This is a genomic window from Geobacillus lituanicus (genome assembly GCF_050994965.1).
Lineage (GTDB): Bacteria > Bacillota > Bacilli > Bacillales > Anoxybacillaceae > Geobacillus > Geobacillus stearothermophilus.
This window is the reverse complement of the sequence record NZ_CP194773.1, coordinates 1,843,702-1,859,042: the sequence shown is the minus strand read 5'-3', so window position 1 is coordinate 1,859,042 and position 15,341 is coordinate 1,843,702. Positions and strand designations below refer to the sequence as shown.

Genomic DNA, 15,341 nt, shown 5'->3' with positions numbered 1-15,341 from the left:
CGAACGCCCGCCGATGAACCATCCGATGCAAAACAAGGCAAGCTTCCGTTTCGGACAGCCTGCCTTGCCGCCTTCAGCTTAGCGCGTCAATTTTTCGACGATGTCGCGGGCGATCCAGACGCCGCAAGCGCTCGCTTGGGCGAGGCCGCGCGTAATGCCGGCGCCGTCGCCGCCAACGTACAGCCCTGCAATTTCTGTTTCAAACCGGTCGTTTAGCTTCGGGCGCGCCGAATAAAACTTCGCCTCGACGCCATAAAAGAGCGTATGTTCCGATGCCAGCCCCGGGGTGACGTGATTGAGCGCTTCCGTCATCTCAATTAAGCTTTTCATCGTGTTGTACGGCAACACAAGGCCTAAATCGCCCGGCACCGCCTCTTTTAGCGTTGGTTCAATAAATCCTTCTTTAATCCGCTTTTCCGTCGACCGCCGTCCTTTTAAAATGTCGCCGTATTTTTGCACGATGATGCCGCCGTTTGACAACGCGTTCGCCAGCCGGGAAATTTCATGGGCATACTCGTTCGGCTTGTCAAACGGATCGGAAAATTTATGCGAGACAAGAAGGGCGAAGTTCGTGTTGTTGCTGCCAAGTTTCGGGTCTTTGTAGGCGTGTCCGTTGGCGAGCATAATGCCGGAATGGTTTTCGACGACGACATGCCCGGACGGATTGCTGCAAAACGTCCGCACTTGCGTCCCGACCGACGTATTGAAAATAAACTTCCCCTCATACAAATGCTCGTTGATTTCCTGCATGACGATGTTCGATGTCTCGACGCGCACCCCAATGTCCACTTGGTTGTTGATCATCCGCAAGCGGCGTTTGCGCAGCACTTTGCTCAGCCAAACCGAGCCGTCGCGCCCCGGGGCGATGACGACTTTTTCCGCCGTCAGCGTTTCGCCGTTTTTCAGCACTACTCCTTTGACAACATGGCCGCTTTCCGTCCGCTCCGTCAAAATATCGTCCACTTCCGTCTGAAAGCGCATCGCAATCCGCTCGCGCAAATACTCAAAAATGCTTTTTAAAATTTCTAAGTTTTGCTCCGTGCCCAAATGGCGGACATAGGCGCGCAGCAGCTTCAGCCCGGCGGCATACGCGCGCCGCTCAATCTCTTTCACTTTGTCAGTCATCGGGTCGGTGATCGATGTCGTCGCCCCATGTTTTAAGTTGATCTCATCCACATAACGGATGAGGTCAAGCACGGTTGAGGCAGGCAAATAATCGGTCATCCAACCGCCGAATTCGCTCGTGATGTTGAATTTGCCGTCCGAGTACGCTCCGGCCCCGCCGAACCCGTTCGTAATCGAACAGGCCGGCACGCAGCCGGCATAGTCTTTTTTGCCGGCCGGCGGCGGGCATTTCTCAATTTTTTTCTGCAAAATCGGACAGTTTCGCCGGTATATATCATGCCCTTTATCAATCAAAAGCACGTTCGCTCCAGGCAGTTTCAGCGTCAGTTCGTAACAGGTGAAAATGCCAGCCGGCCCGGCGCCGACCACGATGACATCGTAATGGTTGTTCATTGCGCCATCCCCCACTTTTCGTATTCCACTTGGAAAGTATACGGAATACGAGGCGGTTCGTCAAGGTAAAATACGAACTTTTTTACCGTTTACACTTATAAATGTTCGAGATTTTAAAAACGTTGTCGGCAAAAAGAAAAACTGGTATGGTAGGAAAGGAGCAGCTTCCCGCTTGTTTCCGTCGATCGAAGCGGGGAGCTCCGCGCCAAAGAGAATGAAGGAAAGGGGAGCAAACGGATGCGCTTTTTGGCCAAAAATTTCCTAAACGGCATGTTGACGATCGTGCCGATTTTCGTAGCGGTCTATGTGTGCTACAAAGTATTCACCGTTTTGGACGGATTGCTCGGTCAATACGTCCGCCCGCACCTAGACGGCCGCTACGTCCCCGGCCTTGGTTTGCTCGCAACGGTTGCGCTCATCACGGTCTGCGGCTGGCTGTCGACGCAATACGTGAGCGGCCGCCTCATTCGACTGATCGACCGGTTGCTTGAAAGCATTCCCTTCCTGAAAACCGTTTATTCGGTCGCCAAAGATACGATCGCCTCTTTGATCGGGGAAAAACGGTCGTTTTCCAAAGTCGTGCTCGTCACGCTGCCGGAAAGCGGCTGGAAATGCCTCGGCTTCATTACGATGGATGACGTCGGCGCCTGGCACGATCCGCTGGCCGATTATGTGGCCGTCTATGTTCCGCAGACGTTTCAAGTTGCGGGGCTGACGCTCCTCGTTCCAAAAGAACAAGTTGAAGTCATCGACATGGCGCCGGAAGAGGCGATGAAGTTTATCCTCTCCGGCGGAGTGGCGGCAAGAACGCAAAAACGGCTGCCCGAACAATAGGGCAGCCGTTGTTCCGCCGGCCGTCAAAAGTATCGCTTTTTCCAAAAGATGTACGCCGTCGCCGCTGACAGTGAACCGGCGAGCGCCATCGCGATCAAAAAGGCGTACGGAGAGTGTTGGTACGGAATCGGTACGTTCATGCCGTAGAAGCTCGCCACCATCGTCGGCAGCGAAATGACGATCGTAATGGCGGTCAAGAACTTCATCACAATGTTTAAGTTGTTCGAGATGACCGAAGCGAACGCATCCATCATGCCGCTTAAAATGCTGCTGTATACTTCGGCCATTTCAATCGCCTGCTTGTTTTCAATAATGACGTCTTGCAGCAAATCTTGGTCATCTTCGTACATGCGCAAATAGTTGAGGCGCATAAGCCGCTCCATGACGATGTTGTTCGCCTTGAGCGACGTCATAAAGTAGACTAAGCTTTTTTCCATGCTAAGGAGCGAAAACAGCTCTTTGTTTTTCATCGACTGGTGCAGCTCTTTTTCAATTTCGCTCGTCCGCCGGTTGATTTGCTTCAAGTAGCGCAAATAATACGTAGAAATCATGTACAGCATTTGCAACGCAAACCGCGTCTTCATAAACGTGTAAAAGTTTTTGATTTTGTTTTTTGAAAATTCCTCAAAAATCGGATTTTCTTGCAAACAGACGGTGATAAAGCATGTGTTCGTAATGATCATGCCGATCGGAATCGTCTCGTAAATCGGGCCGTCCACTTCATCATGGGCGACGATCGGAATGTCGACGATAATGAGCACATGGTTGTCTTCCTTTTCGACGCGCGACCGCTCCTCGTCGTCCAACGCATCTTTGATCGAATCGATCGGAATGTCCAAATGGTGGGCGATGTAGCGAATTTCGTCCTCGGTCGGAGCGACGAGATTGATCCAGCAGCCGTTTTCGATCCGGTCAATTTCGCGCATTTTGCCGCTCGCATCAGACAAATACATTTTCATCATCTGGCATCCTTCCTCCTTTTCATGCGAGGAAGGCGGCGCCTCTTCCTTTCCGTCCGGAGCTCGTTTTCGTATGATGAGCAGCGGGCGGAAAAAGGAACAGGCCGCGTTCCCCGCTATATTCCGGTTCCGGTTCGTTCGGGCTCGAACTACTCATATACGAAAACGCCACTCCTTTCGAAAAAGATGTCCCTCAAGTAATGATAACGCGGACCGGCCTGTTTGTATAGTAGTTGCCATGAAAAAAAGCAGCCTACTGGCTACTTTATTCAAGAAAGCGGCGCCATGTTCAACCATTGCCTGCCGCGGCCCGTTATTCGCTTGACGGCGTCGTGTTGAAAAAGTCAGGCGATTGTTTGTCTGTTTGCCGGCTGTCCGAGCGGCGCGGTTGTGGTTTGCCCGTTTTTCCCATCACGCCATCCGATTCGTAGCTGAGCGGGAACATCCGCTTTTTGCCCACCGTCCTCACCCCCTTTGCCTTTACTGTTTGCCGCCAGCCGCCATTTTACTCAAGCTGCTCCGGAGGAGGACGACGCCACTTTGTGGAAACGCTTTGTCCTGAAATTGTCAGCCAATGTTCACACAATCGTTTTACCGGCGCCGCCCATTCGCTTATAATATACAAGTGAGGAGGGGAAGCCATGAACATCATCATTACCAAAAAAGCGTTTGATTGGTACAAGCGGGAGCTCGAGCTGAAGCCGGGCGATGCGATCCGCTTTTTCGCCCGCTACGGGGGATGCAGCACCGTGCAAAAAGGGTTTTCGCTTGGCATGGCGAAAGACGAGCCGGCAGGAGAGCCAGCGGCGCAGACAACGGTTGACGGCGTGACGTTTTTTGTCGAAGACAGCGACCAATGGTATTTTGACGGCCGCGATTTGACGGTTGATTTGGACGAAAAAAGCGGCGAACCGGTGTTTTTGCTCCATTAACCAGCGAAAAAAGCTAGCCGTGACGCTAGCTTTTTCGAATAATGGCGATCGTGCAGCGGGAGATGCAGACGAGCTCCCCTTGTTCGTCCGTAATGCGCACATCCCAAACCATCGTCGTCCGGCCGCGGTGCAACACCGTCCCTGTCGCCGTCACCGTCCCGCGGCGAACGGCGCGGACGTGATTGGCGTTGATTTCCAATCCAACGACGTTTTCCGTGTTGGGGTCCACAAGCGCGTACGCGCCGATGCTGGCGACCGTCTCGGCCAAGGCAACCGACGCTCCGCCGTGCAACAGCCCGGCCGGCTGATGCGTGCGATGGTCGACCGGCATCGTCGCCACGACGCGCCCTTCGCCAAGCTCGATGATATCGATGCCGAGCGTCTCGATTAACGTATGTTTCGCCATTTCTTTTACAACAGCCAAATCGATCATGACTCCTTCTTCCCCCGTTTCGTGAATCGTTCCAGCTCATGAAGCCGGCCTTCTTGCCGCAAAATGCGCACCTGCGTCTCCCCAAGCAAATCGAAATGCGGAAACTCACCGCGCCGATCGATCCACTCTTCCTTCAGCCCGTATTGCCTCCCCCAGGCGGCAAGTTTTTCGACATCGGCGCAGCCGACTTTCGTCACCGTCGTGCAGTGCGGAAACCGTTCATCATGCCAATAATGGGTCAAAAAGGCGATTTCGCCGCGCTTCACTTTTTCTTTCCATGCCGCGAGCTCGTGGCGGCGAATGCCAAACGCCATCGCGCCGCTCCCCTTTATCGTTTCGCCCGCTCATACGCTTCATGCCACTCGGGAAAATATTTGCGGATCACGATCGGCCGAAACGTATCGCGCTTGACGCAAACGTGCTGCGATTTGCCGGTCACGGCCACCTCGCCGTCCGGGGCAACAATTTCGTAGCCGTATGTGACGCGGATGCCGTCGTAAGCGTCAATCCATGTGCGGACGGTCGCCGTTTCCCCATAACGAAGCGGCTTTTTGTACGACACTTGCAAATCGACAACAGGCGAAATGATGCCTTCTTTCTCCATGTCGGCATAATGAAAGCCAAGCTGTTTGATCAATTCCGTACGCCCGACTTCCATCCAAACTAAATAGTTCGCGTGGTAGACGACGCCCATTTGGTCTGTTTCCGCATAACGCACTTCAATTTGTTTTTCTGCCACTTTCATGTTCGTTCTCCCTCCATTTTTTGCCGGGCTTCTCCTTTATGTTACCATTTGTCCGTCCGGCCGCTCAAGCGGCAACCCAAAAAACAAAGCCGCCCGCATCGGGGCAGCTTTGTCATAATTGGTAGCCGTGCTCCCGTGCAGCGGCTTCGTCTTTAATTTCCGCGCGCATGGCCGCGATCGCTTCTTCGCGGCGGCGGTTTTTCTCGCGAATTTTCTCCCGCTCTTCCGGGGAAGCAAACTGCATCGTTTCTTCGGCTTTTTCAATATTTTCAATGGTGTTTTGCACCATCTCTTGCAGCTTCTCAACATTGTCGCTGCGGTCATCCGGTTTCGGACGCGGCATATAGGCTTCCTCCTTTACAAGATTTTCCAGCTACTCACCCTTCGTTTGGATGACTTGAGCATGCTGGCCGGATTGATCTTGCATTTGTTTGCCTTTGTTTCCACCAGCGGCGCGAGGCTGTGTTCCGATATGGTTGGGAACAAAATGTTTGCGGCTTCCTTTCGGATTGCTCATTGTCTTCGCCTCCTCGCCATCTAGTCTGTCCGCCCGGAGGACCGCTATGCATGGGTTATTCTGCTTTCTTGAGCATCCGCTCTTCCAGCTTTTTCTCGATTTTCTCGAGCGCTTCCCGGTCGTTCAACAATTGCCGTTTGTTCTCGCTGATCAATTCTTGGAGAGTCATTTTGCGGGATCGTCTCATCGCTATCAACCTCCCCTCATTTATATTGTAATCTTATTCATGCCCAAAAAAGATAAAAATTATGACAACTTTTCGAAAAATAATGAACCATGAAAAAAAGCGCCTTCCGTCAAAACTGTTCGGTCAACGAAAGAGCGCTGTCTTCTTTTCGAGTTGCGCGGCGGTCACCGGGCCGATGATTTTTTGCCGGATGACGCCGTTTGGGTCGATGATATACGTCGTCGGAATCGTCTGGATTCGGTATCGGTGAAGCGCCTCGCCGCGCACATCCAAGGCGACGGGCAACGTCAGTTTTTTGTCTTTCGCAAATCGCTCCGCATTATCGAGTGTATCTTGCGTCGTCAAATGGACGGCAAGCAACATGACTTCGCGGCCGTGTTGCTTGTAAAACGCCTCAAGCTCCGGCATTTCCTTTTTGCACGGCGGACACCACGACGTCCAAAAGTTGAGGACAACCGCTTTGCCGCGCAAATCAGACAGCCGGACGGCTTTGCCGCCAAGCGTCGGCAGCGTCAAATCAGGGGCCGTCTGGCCGATGCCCGGGCCGCTTTCTATTTCGTCTGTTTCTTGTTCGTTCCCGGCAGCCATCGCATTCCAAAGACCATAGCCGGCAACGGCCAAAAACAATAGGACGACGAACCATTTCCGCACGCATTTCCCTCCCTGCCGGCCGGCGCCCTTTCTTCCATCCAGCGCCCTCCGCCGCTCTGCCCATCATTATAGCACATACGTTTGTGTTTGCCAACGTTGACGTCTAAGGACGAAAAAACGAGGGGCGAGCCCTCGTCATTAACGGATGTTTTTATGGTCGTTTTTCAGTTTCTCGGCTTCCACCTCGGCGTACGAAGCAAACTCGCTCGTCCATTCATTGAAGCCGTTTTTCTTTTTGGCGTTGTTGTTCCGTTGGGCGTTGGCGTTGCCAAGTTTTGTCCGGCCCATGCGTCTCCTCCTCTGCTTCCGTCGGTTCACCTATAGTATCCGCCAGCGGCCAAAAAACTATGCATGTTATGAGTAATGTTAAATCGGAGAAAACTAAGCATCGGATGACGGGTCACCCGTTTCAATCGGGTACACCGCTCCGGGAATATGGTCTTCCCGGTAAAGAGACGCCCCTTTAGCCGGATCGCCAAGCCAAAACCGGCAATCAACAATGCGGATGGTTTCATCGGACAAATGCGCCAACAGCCATTCGTGGGAAACGAGAGACGCCATTGTTTCTCCCCCCTCTTTCGTTTTCATCAGCCCGGCCTGCTTACAGGCCGGCAGCCGGGCAGCCAATGCCAACGCTTTGGCTGTGTGCGTTACTTCTCTTCAAGCCGGCGCACGTAGTCGCGCACCATCTCTGGCGTTACATAGCGGCGCGCCGGCACGAGGCCGCCGGCGGCCAGCTCGTTCATTTGTTTCGTCACTTCATTGATCGCCTCGACCGTAAACGGCTCACCGCGGCGGCACCGTTCAACCGCCTCATCGATGCGCCGCTCGCGCTCGAGCTCAAGGGCGGCAAACCGCTTTAAGATGGCGTGCTGTTTGTTGATATGGGCGGTGATGGCGTGATGTACTTCGCTCAATGGTCCTCGTCCTTTCCTTCTTCTTTTTCCATCAAACGCCGGACGTTCGGTTTTGGCGTCCAGCAGTTGAACCGATAGTTTGGATTCGTCTCATAGCCGAGCCGGCGGCAATACGTGTACAGCCCGTCGGCTCGCTTTTCTATACGGTAGTAGATGCATGTAGCGCAAGCGTGAAACCGGTTCATCAACGCGCCTCCCCGACGCGGTCCGAAAGAAGGCCGCGAAGCGCCGCTTCGATGCGGGCGAGCGCCTCATGATCCGCCGCTTCGGCGAGCGCGGCAAGCAAGCCCTCCATATAGCTGTCGACTTGTTCCGCGAGAGCGGCCGAAAGTGCGGCGACGGCATCCTTGTATTGTTCTGCGTACGTCGCCACAAGCCGCTCTTTTTGCTCAGCCAAATAGGCGTCGATCGGCTCGACAAGCGCCGCCTCAATTTCCTCTTTCATCCGCCGCTTTTCGTCGCGCTCAAAAAACGATTTGGCGTTTTTATACAGCGAAAGCGCCTTGGTAAACCGCACCCGGTCTACATCCCCAAGGGCGTTGGCAAACTCCGGCGCCGAAAAGGCAAACGGCTCAGGCGGTGTGAGCGCGAGCGCATCATCGAAACGACGAAGCTCATGGAATAGGCGCGAGAACTGCTCGGCCAGCTGTTTGTGCAAAAACGACTCAACACGCAAGCTCGTCGCCCGCAGCTCTTGGGCCAAATCAAAGCCAACCGATGCGAGCAACTCGTCGAGGCAACGCTCAAGCGCCCGACGCGCCGGGCCTTGGTCGTCGCGGAGCACCGCCGGGTTGAACGCCTCCTTAAACACATCGTTGAGGCGGAAAAAGACGCGCTGCTTGACGTAATAGAGCAATTCGTCGACTTCCTGGCGAAGCGCCTGCCGGCCGTAGGCATCATCAATGCCAGCAAGCACGGCGTGCATCTTCGTTTTCACCGCCTCAAGCGCCTGCCGTTTCTCCGCTTTTTCCGCTTCGCTTTGCCCGGCGGCGCGCGCGAATTCCTCTGCCGCCCGCCGCGCCCGCTCAAGCTCGGCATATGCGCTCTCGACGGCGACTTCCGCCAGTTCTTCCGTTAAGAAGCGGAAGAAGTCGGTTTCAAAGGCAGACAAGCCGGAGTCCGCCAAGACGCCGCGCGGACCGGGCTCGGCCCCCGTTTTTTCCGCCAGCGCCAAGCGGCTTGAGAGCGCATAAAGGCGCGGGAAGCGGATGCCGAAGCGGGCGAGCTCTCCGTTCATATAGGAAATGACGGCCTCAAGCTCCTCTTTCGACTGGGCCAAATCAGCCGCATTGATGATGAAAAACATTTTATCAAGCGAAAACGCATCTTTGACGCGCCCGAGCTGCAGCAAAAACTCCCGGTCTGCCTTCGAGAACGCGTGGTTGTAATACGTGACAAACAGCAGCGCATCGGCGTGCTTCATATAATGGAACGCCACCCCGGTATGGCGGGCGTTTAATGAATCGACGCCCGGCGTATCGACAAGCGTCACCCCTTGGCGGGTGAGCGGGCAATCGGCATACAACACGACTTCATCAAGGAAACACGACACCGCCTCATCGGCGACATATGCCTCAAGCTCCGCAAATCCGATCGACAGCCTCGTCCCGAACCGGTTTTTCATCCGCTCATATCCGGCGGCGGCAGCCGCCAAAAAGGCGAGATGCGGCTTTTGCGCCGGACGCTCAGCCCCGGATTCGGCAAGGCGGGCGCAATGGCGGAGCGCTTCATCCCACGACTTCGCCTCGCAGCCGAACTGGCGAAGCGAGGCTTGCACATCAGCCCATATTTGCGCCTCGTCCTTCACTTTGACAACCGCCGTTCCGTGCGGATGCTCCCGGTCGGGCGGAGCGATTTTGCTGATGGCGGCGGTTGTCGGGTTGGGCGACGATGGCAGAAGCGGGGCGCCGAGCAAGGCGTTGGCCAGCGACGATTTGCCGGCGCTGAAGGCGCCGAACAACGCGACCGTAAAGGCCCGCTCGCGAAGCCGGCGCGCCTTGTCACGCAACGGGCCGACGAACCGGCGCAACAAATCGGTCCGCTCGAGCCAGGCGGCCGCCTCCTCGAGCCGATCAGCCGCCTCATCGCTCCGTTGCTTTCCACTCGCCGCCAAAGCGCGCCGCCCGTCCGCGCTCTCTTCTGCCGCTCCTTCCACCGCTTCCCGACTGAGCGCTTGCTCTTGGGCGGCGGGATGATTCACAGCCGGTTCCGTTGTTGCTGGCCGCTCTGCCGCTTGCGCATGGCGCACTTTCTGGAAATGAGGCGGCGCCATCAGCGCAGCGAGGCGCTCTTCATCGAGCACAACCTCATCGCCCGAAGCGGCAATCAACCGCTCGAGCGCGCGTTGGCGCTCCTCCTCTTCCGCTTTCAAGCCGGCAAGGCGGGCGATGAGCTCCGCTTTTTCGCGTGCTGCCGAAAGCCGGCCTTCTAGCGCTTTCGCTTGAGCAGCCGCCCGCTCGGCAATTTGCGCCGCGAGCCCGGCAAACAAGGCGAGCGCCGCGTCGCGGTATCGTTTTTTCAGCGCCATCGCCACCTCATCCGTATAGTTTAATAGCGCCGCACCGCTTGCTTCCGCCCCCTGCTTGACAAGGCTTGAAAGCAGCGTCTGATCCCAATCCGCCGTCCATTGCTGGCACTGGCCGATCCAGGCGCCGTCGGCGTGCCACTCGTTCCCGAACCGGAGAAGAAGCTGGCGGACATGCCACTCGATTTGCGCCGCCGCCTGCGCTTTGACGCTTTCGTAAAACGCCTCAAGCCGCCGCTCGCGTTCTTGCTCCGTTTTGGTCTTTGCAAACAGCAGGCCCACTTTGAAATTCGGCTGCATCGCCTGCAAGTACGCTTCCGCCCGCTCCCTCGTCTCAAACGGCATTAAATAGGCATTTTGCAGCACGCGGTCAAGCTCAGCGCGAAACACTTCCTCTGCCCGCGCCCGCGCCGTTTGCCAATCAGCAAGCTCAGCTTCCAAGCGCCCGAGCTCCTGCATGGCCTCGGCTTCACTGCCAGCCCCGCCAAGCGCCTCGAGGCGCGCTTTAAACTCCTGCTCAAGCAGCTCATGCCGCGCGCGAAGCTGTTCAAGATGGCGGGCGGCAATCCGCCTCAATCCCGCTTCTGCGCCGCGAAGAAGCCATTCGTCTTTGTCAGCAACCAAGCGGCGCAAACAAGCGGTCAACTCCTGCCACTCATTCTCTGGATGGGCTGGGTCTTTTAATGATAGGAAAAACAAGCGGGCCGCTTCGACCCCCCAACGCCGGAACGCCTCGGCCGCCGAAGCGCGAAACGCCGCAAACGGCAGTTCGTCCTCGCGATGTTTGTCGATTTGGTTCACCACTAAATACACGATTTTTCCTTCATCTGTTAATTGTTTCGTAAATTGAAAGTTTAGCTCCGCCTGTACATGGTTGTAATCCATGACATAAAAGACGACGTCCGCCAAATGAAGCGCCGACTCGGTGGCCAGCCGGTGGGCGTCATCGGTCGAATCGATGCCCGGCGTGTCCAAGATGGCCACTCCCGGGGGGATGGCGCCCGTTTCGCGGCTGATTTCGATCCACTCAATCGTCTCCCCGTCCCGGCATTGGGCGCGGATCAGCTCCGGATCGTACGGCGGCTCATATTCAACCGGCGGATCATCATGATAAAAGACGCGCACGCAATCCGGACCGGCTTTCACTTTCACAAGATTGGCACTCGTCGGAATCGGACTCGACGGCAGCAGCGGCTCGCCGAGCAACGCGTTGATCAAACTTGATTTTCCGGCGGAAAAATGGCCGCAAAAGGCGATGACCAGCTCGCCGGCTGCCGTTTTTTCGATCAGCTGCTTCACTTTATCGGCATTTTCGTTGTCGCCGGCTTGCTGAAGCCGGTCGTGCATATTTGTCATTTTCGCCAGCCACGGCCGCAATGGCGGCCGCTCGATCACAATATCCCCCATGACCAAAACCCCTTTGTTTCCGTCAATGTCATTTACATTCATTTTACTGTATTTCGCCCCGTTTCCCAATAGGAAAACAAAAAAATCCCGCCGGTTCGTTCAGCGGGATGAATGTTTTTCCCCGGCCCGCAGCCGGCGAGCCATTGGCGTCAATGGGACCGTTTCACAGCCGGCTGTCTTTGTTTTGCTTGCGCACTGCCGGAAACGCACACCCGTTCTCCCCGCAGCGGCGGCACGAAGCGCGGCCGCAGCCTCAGGAACAGCTGATGGATTTCTATGAAAGCGATCAATACGATTATGAAATTTTTTGTTCCTGCAACGGCAGTGCAGCCGATTTTCTCGCCTTGCCGAAATGGAAGACGGCATTTAAAAGGATGGCGGTGAGGCCGCCGGCGACGATGCCGCTGTCCGTCAAAATGCGCAGGCCCGCCGGAAGCTCAGCAAACAAGTTCGGCACCGCCGTCACCCCAAACCCTATGCCGACCGAGCAAGCAATGATCAGCAAGTTTTCTTGCACAGCCAAATCGGCTTGCGGGCAACGACAAGCGGGATGCCAAGTTCATACGCGGCCATGATGGCCGGGCTGATGCCCGATGACTCAAGCGTCAACACTTTCGTCGGCCGCTCGCCGCAAAACCGGCCGGCAAACGCTTCGCCGATCCGCTTCATCAGCTGTGGGTCGACCTGATGGTTCAAAAAGCGATCGACTTTCAGCACCCCGCCGGCCAGCACCTCTCCTTCAGCGGCAATTTTTTCGAGCAATTCGCGCATGCCAATCCCCTCCAAAATAAAAAAGCTTAAAAAACACCGGCCTCACTCATTCCATGAGTCAGGCAATGTCTTTTAAGCCAAGGCAAAAGGAAGGCGCAAGACGGCCATGGCCGCCCCCCTTGACATTGCCACTCATAGTCAGCCGATTTACGGTCGGCTGGTAGAGACTCGCAAGCCGTATTCTTGCGATTATATGAGTGAGTCAGCGTGATTCAGTTACTAGCAGTATACCATGGAAGGCAGCGGATGAGAAGCGGTTTTTAATAAAAAAAACGAACATTAAATAAAAAAAATAATTAATCATTCGTTTTTACCCTCCTTTGCCGTCAGCCATCTTCGTTCCGGTTCTGTCCGGGACAAAACCGTTGCCGCTGTCCCTCATCAGACGGATCCGCCGCCTTTTTCCTTCCCGCCCTTTTCCTACATTGTTCACCATCGTCACCATTTGTTCAAACTTCTTGTGTTGTTTTTGTGAGAAAAGTCACTGTTGCGGCCGTTTTGTACGGTTATGATAGTGTCAAAGCAGGGAAACTCGCGCTTGGCGCACCTGCCTGTCAACGTTATGGGGGATGAATCCAAAACGCACGAGGAGGGATGAAAGGATGACCAAACCAGAGCGGACAAAACCGACGGCAATGGCCCGGCAAACAAAAAAGGAAAAAGAGCCGGCGCTCAGCGGCACGCTGTCGTCCGTGTTTTTGCTCGGCTTTTTCATCATTTTCGCCTGGGTCAGCGTCTACTTTTTATTTTTACACCGCCTGTAAGCGGCAAGGGAGGGACTTGAGATGCACATTCATAAGTATGAAAAAATTTGGCTGACGTTCGGCATCGGTTGTTTGATCGTCTTTTTGACGGTCGTCGGCGTGAGCGCTTTCGCCGCCGGACAGCAGCCGCCAAGCTGTCTGACGACGATCGATCCGGAAAAAGTGGACACCACCCCGCCGTTTGATCATCCGGGGCTTGTGAAAAAAGGGGATGACGAATACGAACTGAACATCGTCGTGGCCGCGTTTTCCTTTACGCCAAATGCCATTGAAATTCCAAAAGGAGCGAAAGTGACGATCAACGTCACCTCAAAAGATGTCATTCACGGGTTTGAAATTCCCGGAACGAACATCAATATGATGGTCGAACCTGGCTATGTCAACAGCTTGACAACGACGTTTGACAAACCGGGCGAGTATACGATTCTTTGCAATGAATATTGCGGCGCCGGCCACCATATAATGACGGCGCGCATTAAGGTGGTGGAGTGAGATGGTGAACTCGTTGGAAAAAGTCGATCGCCGCGACGCCAAACTGGCGCTGGCACATTTGTTTGTCGCCTTTACCGCCCTGGCGCTCGGGGGATTCGCCGGTTTGTTGCAAACACTCGTCCGTTCCGGCAAGTTTGAGCTGCCGGCTGGGATCAGCTATTACACGATTTTGACGACGCACGGCGTCTTGCTTGGGCTTGTGCTGACGACGTTTTTCATTATCGGCTTTCAGTTCGCTGCGGTCAGCCGCACGACCGGAGCGCTCTCGGACGGTTCGCGCCGGCTCGGCTGGATCGGTTTTTGGATGATGACGGCAGGGACGGCCTGCACAGCCTTTTTCATCCTAACCGGCCAAGCATCTGTCTTATATACGTTTTACGCGCCGCTTCAGGCGCACGCTGGCTTTTACATCGGCTTGGCGCTCGTCGTCGTCGGCAGCTGGGTGAGCGGGTTTGGAATGTTTGCCCATTACGCGCGCTGGCGGAAGGCGCACCGCGGTCAGGCGAGCCCACTGTTGGCGTTTATGTCTGTCACAAATATGGTATTATGGCTCATCTGCACGCTTGGCGTAGCCGCCACCGTCGTCTTTCAGCTCATTCCGTGGTCACTTGGGCTCACGGATCGGGTGAACGTGCTCTTGAGCCGGACGCTGTTTTGGTATTTCGGGCATCCGCTCGTCTACTTCTGGCTATTGCCGGCGTATATGGTTTGGTACGCTGTCATCCCGAAAGTGATCGGCGGCAAAATATTCTCCGATTCGCTCGCGCGGCTGGCGTTTATCTTGTTTTTACTGTTTTCGATTCCAGTCGGCTTTCACCATCAATTGCTGGAGCCAGGGATTTCGCCGTTTTGGAAGTACGTGCAAGTCGTCTTGACGTTTATGGTCATCATTCCGTCGCTCATGACCGCGTTTGCCATGTTTGCGACGTTTGAATCGTACGGCCGCTCGCAGGGGGCAACCGGCCTGTTCGGCTGGTGGCGGAAATTGCCGTGGGGCGACGCCCGCTTTTTCGCGCCGTTTGTCGGGATGCTGTTTTTCATTCCGGCCGGCACGGGTGGAATCATCAATGCTTCGCATCAGCTCAACCAAGTCGTTCATAACACGATTTGGGTGACCGGCCACTTCCATTTGACCGTTGCCACGACGGTTGTGTTAACGTTTTTTGGCGCATCGTATTGGCTCATCCCGCATTTGACCGGCCGGGTGATGACGAAAGCGATGAACCGGCTTGCCATCATCCAAACGATCGTATGGGCGGTCGGGATGACATTTATGTCCGGCTCGATGCACTTTGCCGGCTTGCTCGGGGCGCCACGGCGCTCAGCGTTCTCCACATACGGCAACTCGCCGCAAGCGCTTGAATGGATTCCGTACCAAATCGCCCAGGCGGTCGGCGGCACCATTTTGTTCATCGGCATCATTTTGATTCTTGTCATCGTCATTAACCTAGCGTTTTTCGCTCCGAAAGGCGAAACCGAATTCCCGGTCGCCGAAGCGGCCGCCCCGCAGGAACGGGCGGCGTTGGCGCTCGAAAACTGGAAGCTGTGGATCGGCCTCGTTGTGGCGCTCATTGTCATCGCCTATACGGTGCCGCTCATTGACATCATTCAAAATGCTCCGCCGGGGTCGAAAGGATACAAATTATGGTAAGCAAATCCCCCTCTTCCAAACCGGAGAGGGGGATTTGCT

At 55.3% G+C, this 15,341-nt stretch carries 21 protein-coding genes, 2 pseudogenes and 1 riboswitch; of the genes and pseudogenes, 5 read left to right on the top strand and 18 right to left on the bottom strand.

Features of this window, described 5'->3' with window-relative positions:
• Nucleotides 1-78 precede the first annotated feature (78 nt).
• Nucleotides 79-1,518 carry an NAD(P)/FAD-dependent oxidoreductase gene (locus ACR1UW_RS09320; RefSeq protein WP_047818304.1) on the bottom strand — a complete coding sequence of 480 codons (1,440 nt, stop codon included), beginning with the start codon at nucleotides 1,516-1,518 and terminating at the stop codon, nucleotides 79-81.
• Nucleotides 1,519-1,755: 237 nt separating this feature from the next.
• Between ACR1UW_RS09320 and ACR1UW_RS09315 the strand changes: the two genes are divergently transcribed.
• Nucleotides 1,756-2,352: a DUF502 domain-containing protein gene (locus ACR1UW_RS09315; protein ID WP_171698019.1), complete on the top strand. Its 597-nt coding sequence runs from the start codon at nucleotides 1,756-1,758 to the stop codon at nucleotides 2,350-2,352.
• A gap of 23 nt (nucleotides 2,353-2,375) precedes the next feature.
• On the opposite strand, the gene ACR1UW_RS09310 is transcribed toward ACR1UW_RS09315, so the two are convergent.
• The gene (locus tag ACR1UW_RS09310; protein ID WP_033009211.1) at nucleotides 2,376-3,314 is read right to left on the bottom strand and encodes a magnesium transporter CorA family protein; all 939 of its coding nucleotides are present in this window, start codon (nucleotides 3,312-3,314) and stop codon (nucleotides 2,376-2,378) included.
• Between the two features lie 310 nt (nucleotides 3,315-3,624).
• Nucleotides 3,625-3,771 (bottom strand): hypothetical protein, encoded by a 147-nt coding sequence (locus ACR1UW_RS09305; protein WP_237420262.1) that lies wholly within the window; start codon nucleotides 3,769-3,771, stop codon nucleotides 3,625-3,627.
• 181 nt (nucleotides 3,772-3,952) lie between these two features.
• Here ACR1UW_RS09305 and ACR1UW_RS09300 point away from each other — a divergent pair, with 181 nt between their 5' ends.
• Entirely contained in the window at nucleotides 3,953-4,243 is a 291-nt protein-coding gene (locus ACR1UW_RS09300; RefSeq protein ID WP_498933029.1) for a HesB/YadR/YfhF family protein, read from the top strand.
• Nucleotides 4,244-4,268: 25 nt separating this feature from the next.
• On the opposite strand, the gene ACR1UW_RS09295 is transcribed toward ACR1UW_RS09300, so the two are convergent.
• The 15 genes and pseudogenes from ACR1UW_RS09295 to ACR1UW_RS09225 all read right to left on the bottom strand — a co-directional run bounded on the left by ACR1UW_RS09295 (nucleotide 4,269) and on the right by ACR1UW_RS09225 (nucleotide 12,840).
• A complete protein-coding gene (locus tag ACR1UW_RS09295) occupies nucleotides 4,269-4,676 on the bottom strand; it encodes a hotdog fold thioesterase (protein ID WP_055358853.1) in 408 nt (135 codons plus the stop codon).
• On the bottom strand, nucleotides 4,673-4,990 hold the full coding sequence (locus ACR1UW_RS09290; RefSeq protein ID WP_055358854.1) for a hypothetical protein: 318 nt from the start codon (nucleotides 4,988-4,990) through the stop codon (nucleotides 4,673-4,675). The genes ACR1UW_RS09295 and ACR1UW_RS09290 overlap by 4 nt, the downstream gene beginning before the upstream one ends.
• Nucleotides 4,991-5,004: 14 nt before the next feature.
• Nucleotides 5,005-5,421: an acyl-CoA thioesterase gene (locus tag ACR1UW_RS09285; RefSeq protein ID WP_033009217.1), complete on the bottom strand. Its 417-nt coding sequence runs from the start codon at nucleotides 5,419-5,421 to the stop codon at nucleotides 5,005-5,007.
• A gap of 112 nt (nucleotides 5,422-5,533) precedes the next feature.
• Nucleotides 5,534-5,764 carry a small acid-soluble spore protein Tlp gene (tlp, locus tag ACR1UW_RS09280; protein WP_094238632.1) on the bottom strand — a complete coding sequence of 77 codons (231 nt, stop codon included), beginning with the start codon at nucleotides 5,762-5,764 and terminating at the stop codon, nucleotides 5,534-5,536.
• A gap of 30 nt (nucleotides 5,765-5,794) precedes the next feature.
• Nucleotides 5,795-5,938 carry an acid-soluble spore protein N gene (locus ACR1UW_RS09275; RefSeq protein ID WP_011231056.1) on the bottom strand — a complete coding sequence of 48 codons (144 nt, stop codon included), beginning with the start codon at nucleotides 5,936-5,938 and terminating at the stop codon, nucleotides 5,795-5,797.
• Between the two features lie 55 nt (nucleotides 5,939-5,993).
• On the bottom strand, nucleotides 5,994-6,125 hold the full coding sequence (locus ACR1UW_RS09270; RefSeq protein ID WP_011231055.1) for an FbpB family small basic protein: 132 nt from the start codon (nucleotides 6,123-6,125) through the stop codon (nucleotides 5,994-5,996).
• A 123-nt stretch (nucleotides 6,126-6,248) separates the two neighbouring features.
• Entirely contained in the window at nucleotides 6,249-6,776 is a 528-nt protein-coding gene (locus ACR1UW_RS09265) for a TlpA family protein disulfide reductase (protein ID WP_020753890.1), read from the bottom strand.
• A 138-nt stretch (nucleotides 6,777-6,914) separates the two neighbouring features.
• Complete coding sequence (ypzF, locus tag ACR1UW_RS09260; RefSeq protein ID WP_015374731.1) at nucleotides 6,915-7,064, bottom strand: protein YpzF; 150 nt, start codon at nucleotides 7,062-7,064, stop codon at nucleotides 6,915-6,917.
• A gap of 93 nt (nucleotides 7,065-7,157) precedes the next feature.
• The gene (locus tag ACR1UW_RS09255) at nucleotides 7,158-7,364 is read right to left on the bottom strand and encodes a rhodanese-like domain-containing protein (protein WP_053532317.1); all 207 of its coding nucleotides are present in this window, start codon (nucleotides 7,362-7,364) and stop codon (nucleotides 7,158-7,160) included.
• Between the two features lie 62 nt (nucleotides 7,365-7,426).
• On the bottom strand, nucleotides 7,427-7,693 hold the full coding sequence (locus ACR1UW_RS09250; protein WP_049625395.1) for a YpbS family protein: 267 nt from the start codon (nucleotides 7,691-7,693) through the stop codon (nucleotides 7,427-7,429).
• Nucleotides 7,690-7,878, bottom strand: a complete 189-nt coding sequence (locus ACR1UW_RS09245) for a hypothetical protein (RefSeq protein ID WP_498933024.1) — start codon at nucleotides 7,876-7,878, stop codon at nucleotides 7,690-7,692. Before ACR1UW_RS09245 ends, ACR1UW_RS09250 begins: the two co-directional genes overlap by 4 nt.
• Nucleotides 7,878-11,624, bottom strand: coding sequence for a dynamin family protein (locus ACR1UW_RS09240; protein WP_498933023.1), 3,747 nt, complete (start codon nucleotides 11,622-11,624; stop codon nucleotides 7,878-7,880). Before ACR1UW_RS09240 ends, ACR1UW_RS09245 begins: the two co-directional genes overlap by 1 nt.
• A 295-nt stretch (nucleotides 11,625-11,919) precedes the next feature.
• Nucleotides 11,920-12,156 (bottom strand): annotated as a pseudogene (locus tag ACR1UW_RS09235) (solute carrier family 23 protein); the annotation flags it as partial.
• Nucleotides 12,153-12,395 (bottom strand): annotated as a pseudogene (locus tag ACR1UW_RS09230) (type I phosphoribosyltransferase); the annotation flags it as partial. The pseudogenes ACR1UW_RS09230 and ACR1UW_RS09235, both read right to left, overlap by 4 nt.
• Before the next feature lie 115 nt (nucleotides 12,396-12,510).
• A riboswitch (purine riboswitch) is annotated at nucleotides 12,511-12,612 on the bottom strand.
• A 93-nt stretch (nucleotides 12,613-12,705) separates the two neighbouring features.
• On the bottom strand, nucleotides 12,706-12,840 hold the full coding sequence (locus ACR1UW_RS09225) for a hypothetical protein (RefSeq protein ID WP_498933022.1): 135 nt from the start codon (nucleotides 12,838-12,840) through the stop codon (nucleotides 12,706-12,708).
• A gap of 157 nt (nucleotides 12,841-12,997) precedes the next feature.
• Here ACR1UW_RS09225 and ACR1UW_RS09220 point away from each other — a divergent pair, with 157 nt between their 5' ends.
• The 3 genes from ACR1UW_RS09220 to ACR1UW_RS09210 are packed head-to-tail and all read left to right on the top strand — an operon-like array spanning nucleotide 12,998 to nucleotide 15,302.
• Nucleotides 12,998-13,159 (top strand): cytochrome c oxidase subunit 2A, encoded by a 162-nt coding sequence (locus ACR1UW_RS09220; protein ID WP_498933021.1) that lies wholly within the window; start codon nucleotides 12,998-13,000, stop codon nucleotides 13,157-13,159.
• A gap of 21 nt (nucleotides 13,160-13,180) precedes the next feature.
• Nucleotides 13,181-13,651 (top strand): cytochrome c oxidase subunit II, encoded by a 471-nt coding sequence (locus ACR1UW_RS09215; RefSeq protein ID WP_498933019.1) that lies wholly within the window; start codon nucleotides 13,181-13,183, stop codon nucleotides 13,649-13,651.
• 1 nt (nucleotide 13,652) lies between these two features.
• Nucleotides 13,653-15,302, top strand: a complete 1,650-nt coding sequence (locus tag ACR1UW_RS09210; RefSeq protein WP_033015320.1) for a b(o/a)3-type cytochrome-c oxidase subunit 1 — start codon at nucleotides 13,653-13,655, stop codon at nucleotides 15,300-15,302.
• Nucleotides 15,303-15,341 lie beyond the last annotated feature (39 nt).

Bases quoted from the DNA above. Each gene is read 5' to 3' on its own strand.
- tlp (WP_094238632.1), bottom strand. From the start codon at position 5,764: ATGCCGCGTCCGAAACCGGATGACCGCAGCGACAATGTTGAGAAGCTG.
- ACR1UW_RS09240 (WP_498933023.1), bottom strand. From the start codon at position 11,624: ATGGGGGATATTGTGATCGAGCGGCCGCCATTGCGGCCGTGGCTGGCG.
- ACR1UW_RS09290 (WP_055358854.1), bottom strand. From the start codon at position 4,990: ATGGCGTTTGGCATTCGCCGCCACGAGCTCGCGGCATGGAAAGAAAAA.
- ACR1UW_RS09225 (WP_498933022.1), bottom strand. From the start codon at position 12,840: ATGGTGACGATGGTGAACAATGTAGGAAAAGGGCGGGAAGGAAAAAGG.
- ACR1UW_RS09315 (WP_171698019.1), top strand. From the start codon at position 1,756: ATGCGCTTTTTGGCCAAAAATTTCCTAAACGGCATGTTGACGATCGTG.
- ACR1UW_RS09255 (WP_053532317.1), bottom strand. From the start codon at position 7,364: ATGAAAACGAAAGAGGGGGGAGAAACAATGGCGTCTCTCGTTTCCCAC.
- ACR1UW_RS09300 (WP_498933029.1), top strand. From the start codon at position 3,953: ATGAACATCATCATTACCAAAAAAGCGTTTGATTGGTACAAGCGGGAG.
- ACR1UW_RS09215 (WP_498933019.1), top strand. From the start codon at position 13,181: ATGCACATTCATAAGTATGAAAAAATTTGGCTGACGTTCGGCATCGGT.
- ACR1UW_RS09320 (WP_047818304.1), bottom strand. From the start codon at position 1,518: ATGAACAACCATTACGATGTCATCGTGGTCGGCGCCGGGCCGGCTGGC.
- ACR1UW_RS09285 (WP_033009217.1), bottom strand. From the start codon at position 5,421: ATGAAAGTGGCAGAAAAACAAATTGAAGTGCGTTATGCGGAAACAGAC.
- ACR1UW_RS09210 (WP_033015320.1), top strand. From the start codon at position 13,653: ATGGTGAACTCGTTGGAAAAAGTCGATCGCCGCGACGCCAAACTGGCG.
- ACR1UW_RS09275 (WP_011231056.1), bottom strand. From the start codon at position 5,938: ATGAGCAATCCGAAAGGAAGCCGCAAACATTTTGTTCCCAACCATATC.
- ACR1UW_RS09245 (WP_498933024.1), bottom strand. From the start codon at position 7,878: ATGAACCGGTTTCACGCTTGCGCTACATGCATCTACTACCGTATAGAA.
- ypzF (WP_015374731.1), bottom strand. From the start codon at position 7,064: ATGGGCCGGACAAAACTTGGCAACGCCAACGCCCAACGGAACAACAAC.
- ACR1UW_RS09310 (WP_033009211.1), bottom strand. From the start codon at position 3,314: ATGATGAAAATGTATTTGTCTGATGCGAGCGGCAAAATGCGCGAAATT.
- ACR1UW_RS09295 (WP_055358853.1), bottom strand. From the start codon at position 4,676: ATGATCGATTTGGCTGTTGTAAAAGAAATGGCGAAACATACGTTAATC.
- ACR1UW_RS09220 (WP_498933021.1), top strand. From the start codon at position 12,998: ATGACCAAACCAGAGCGGACAAAACCGACGGCAATGGCCCGGCAAACA.
- ACR1UW_RS09270 (WP_011231055.1), bottom strand. From the start codon at position 6,125: ATGAGACGATCCCGCAAAATGACTCTCCAAGAATTGATCAGCGAGAAC.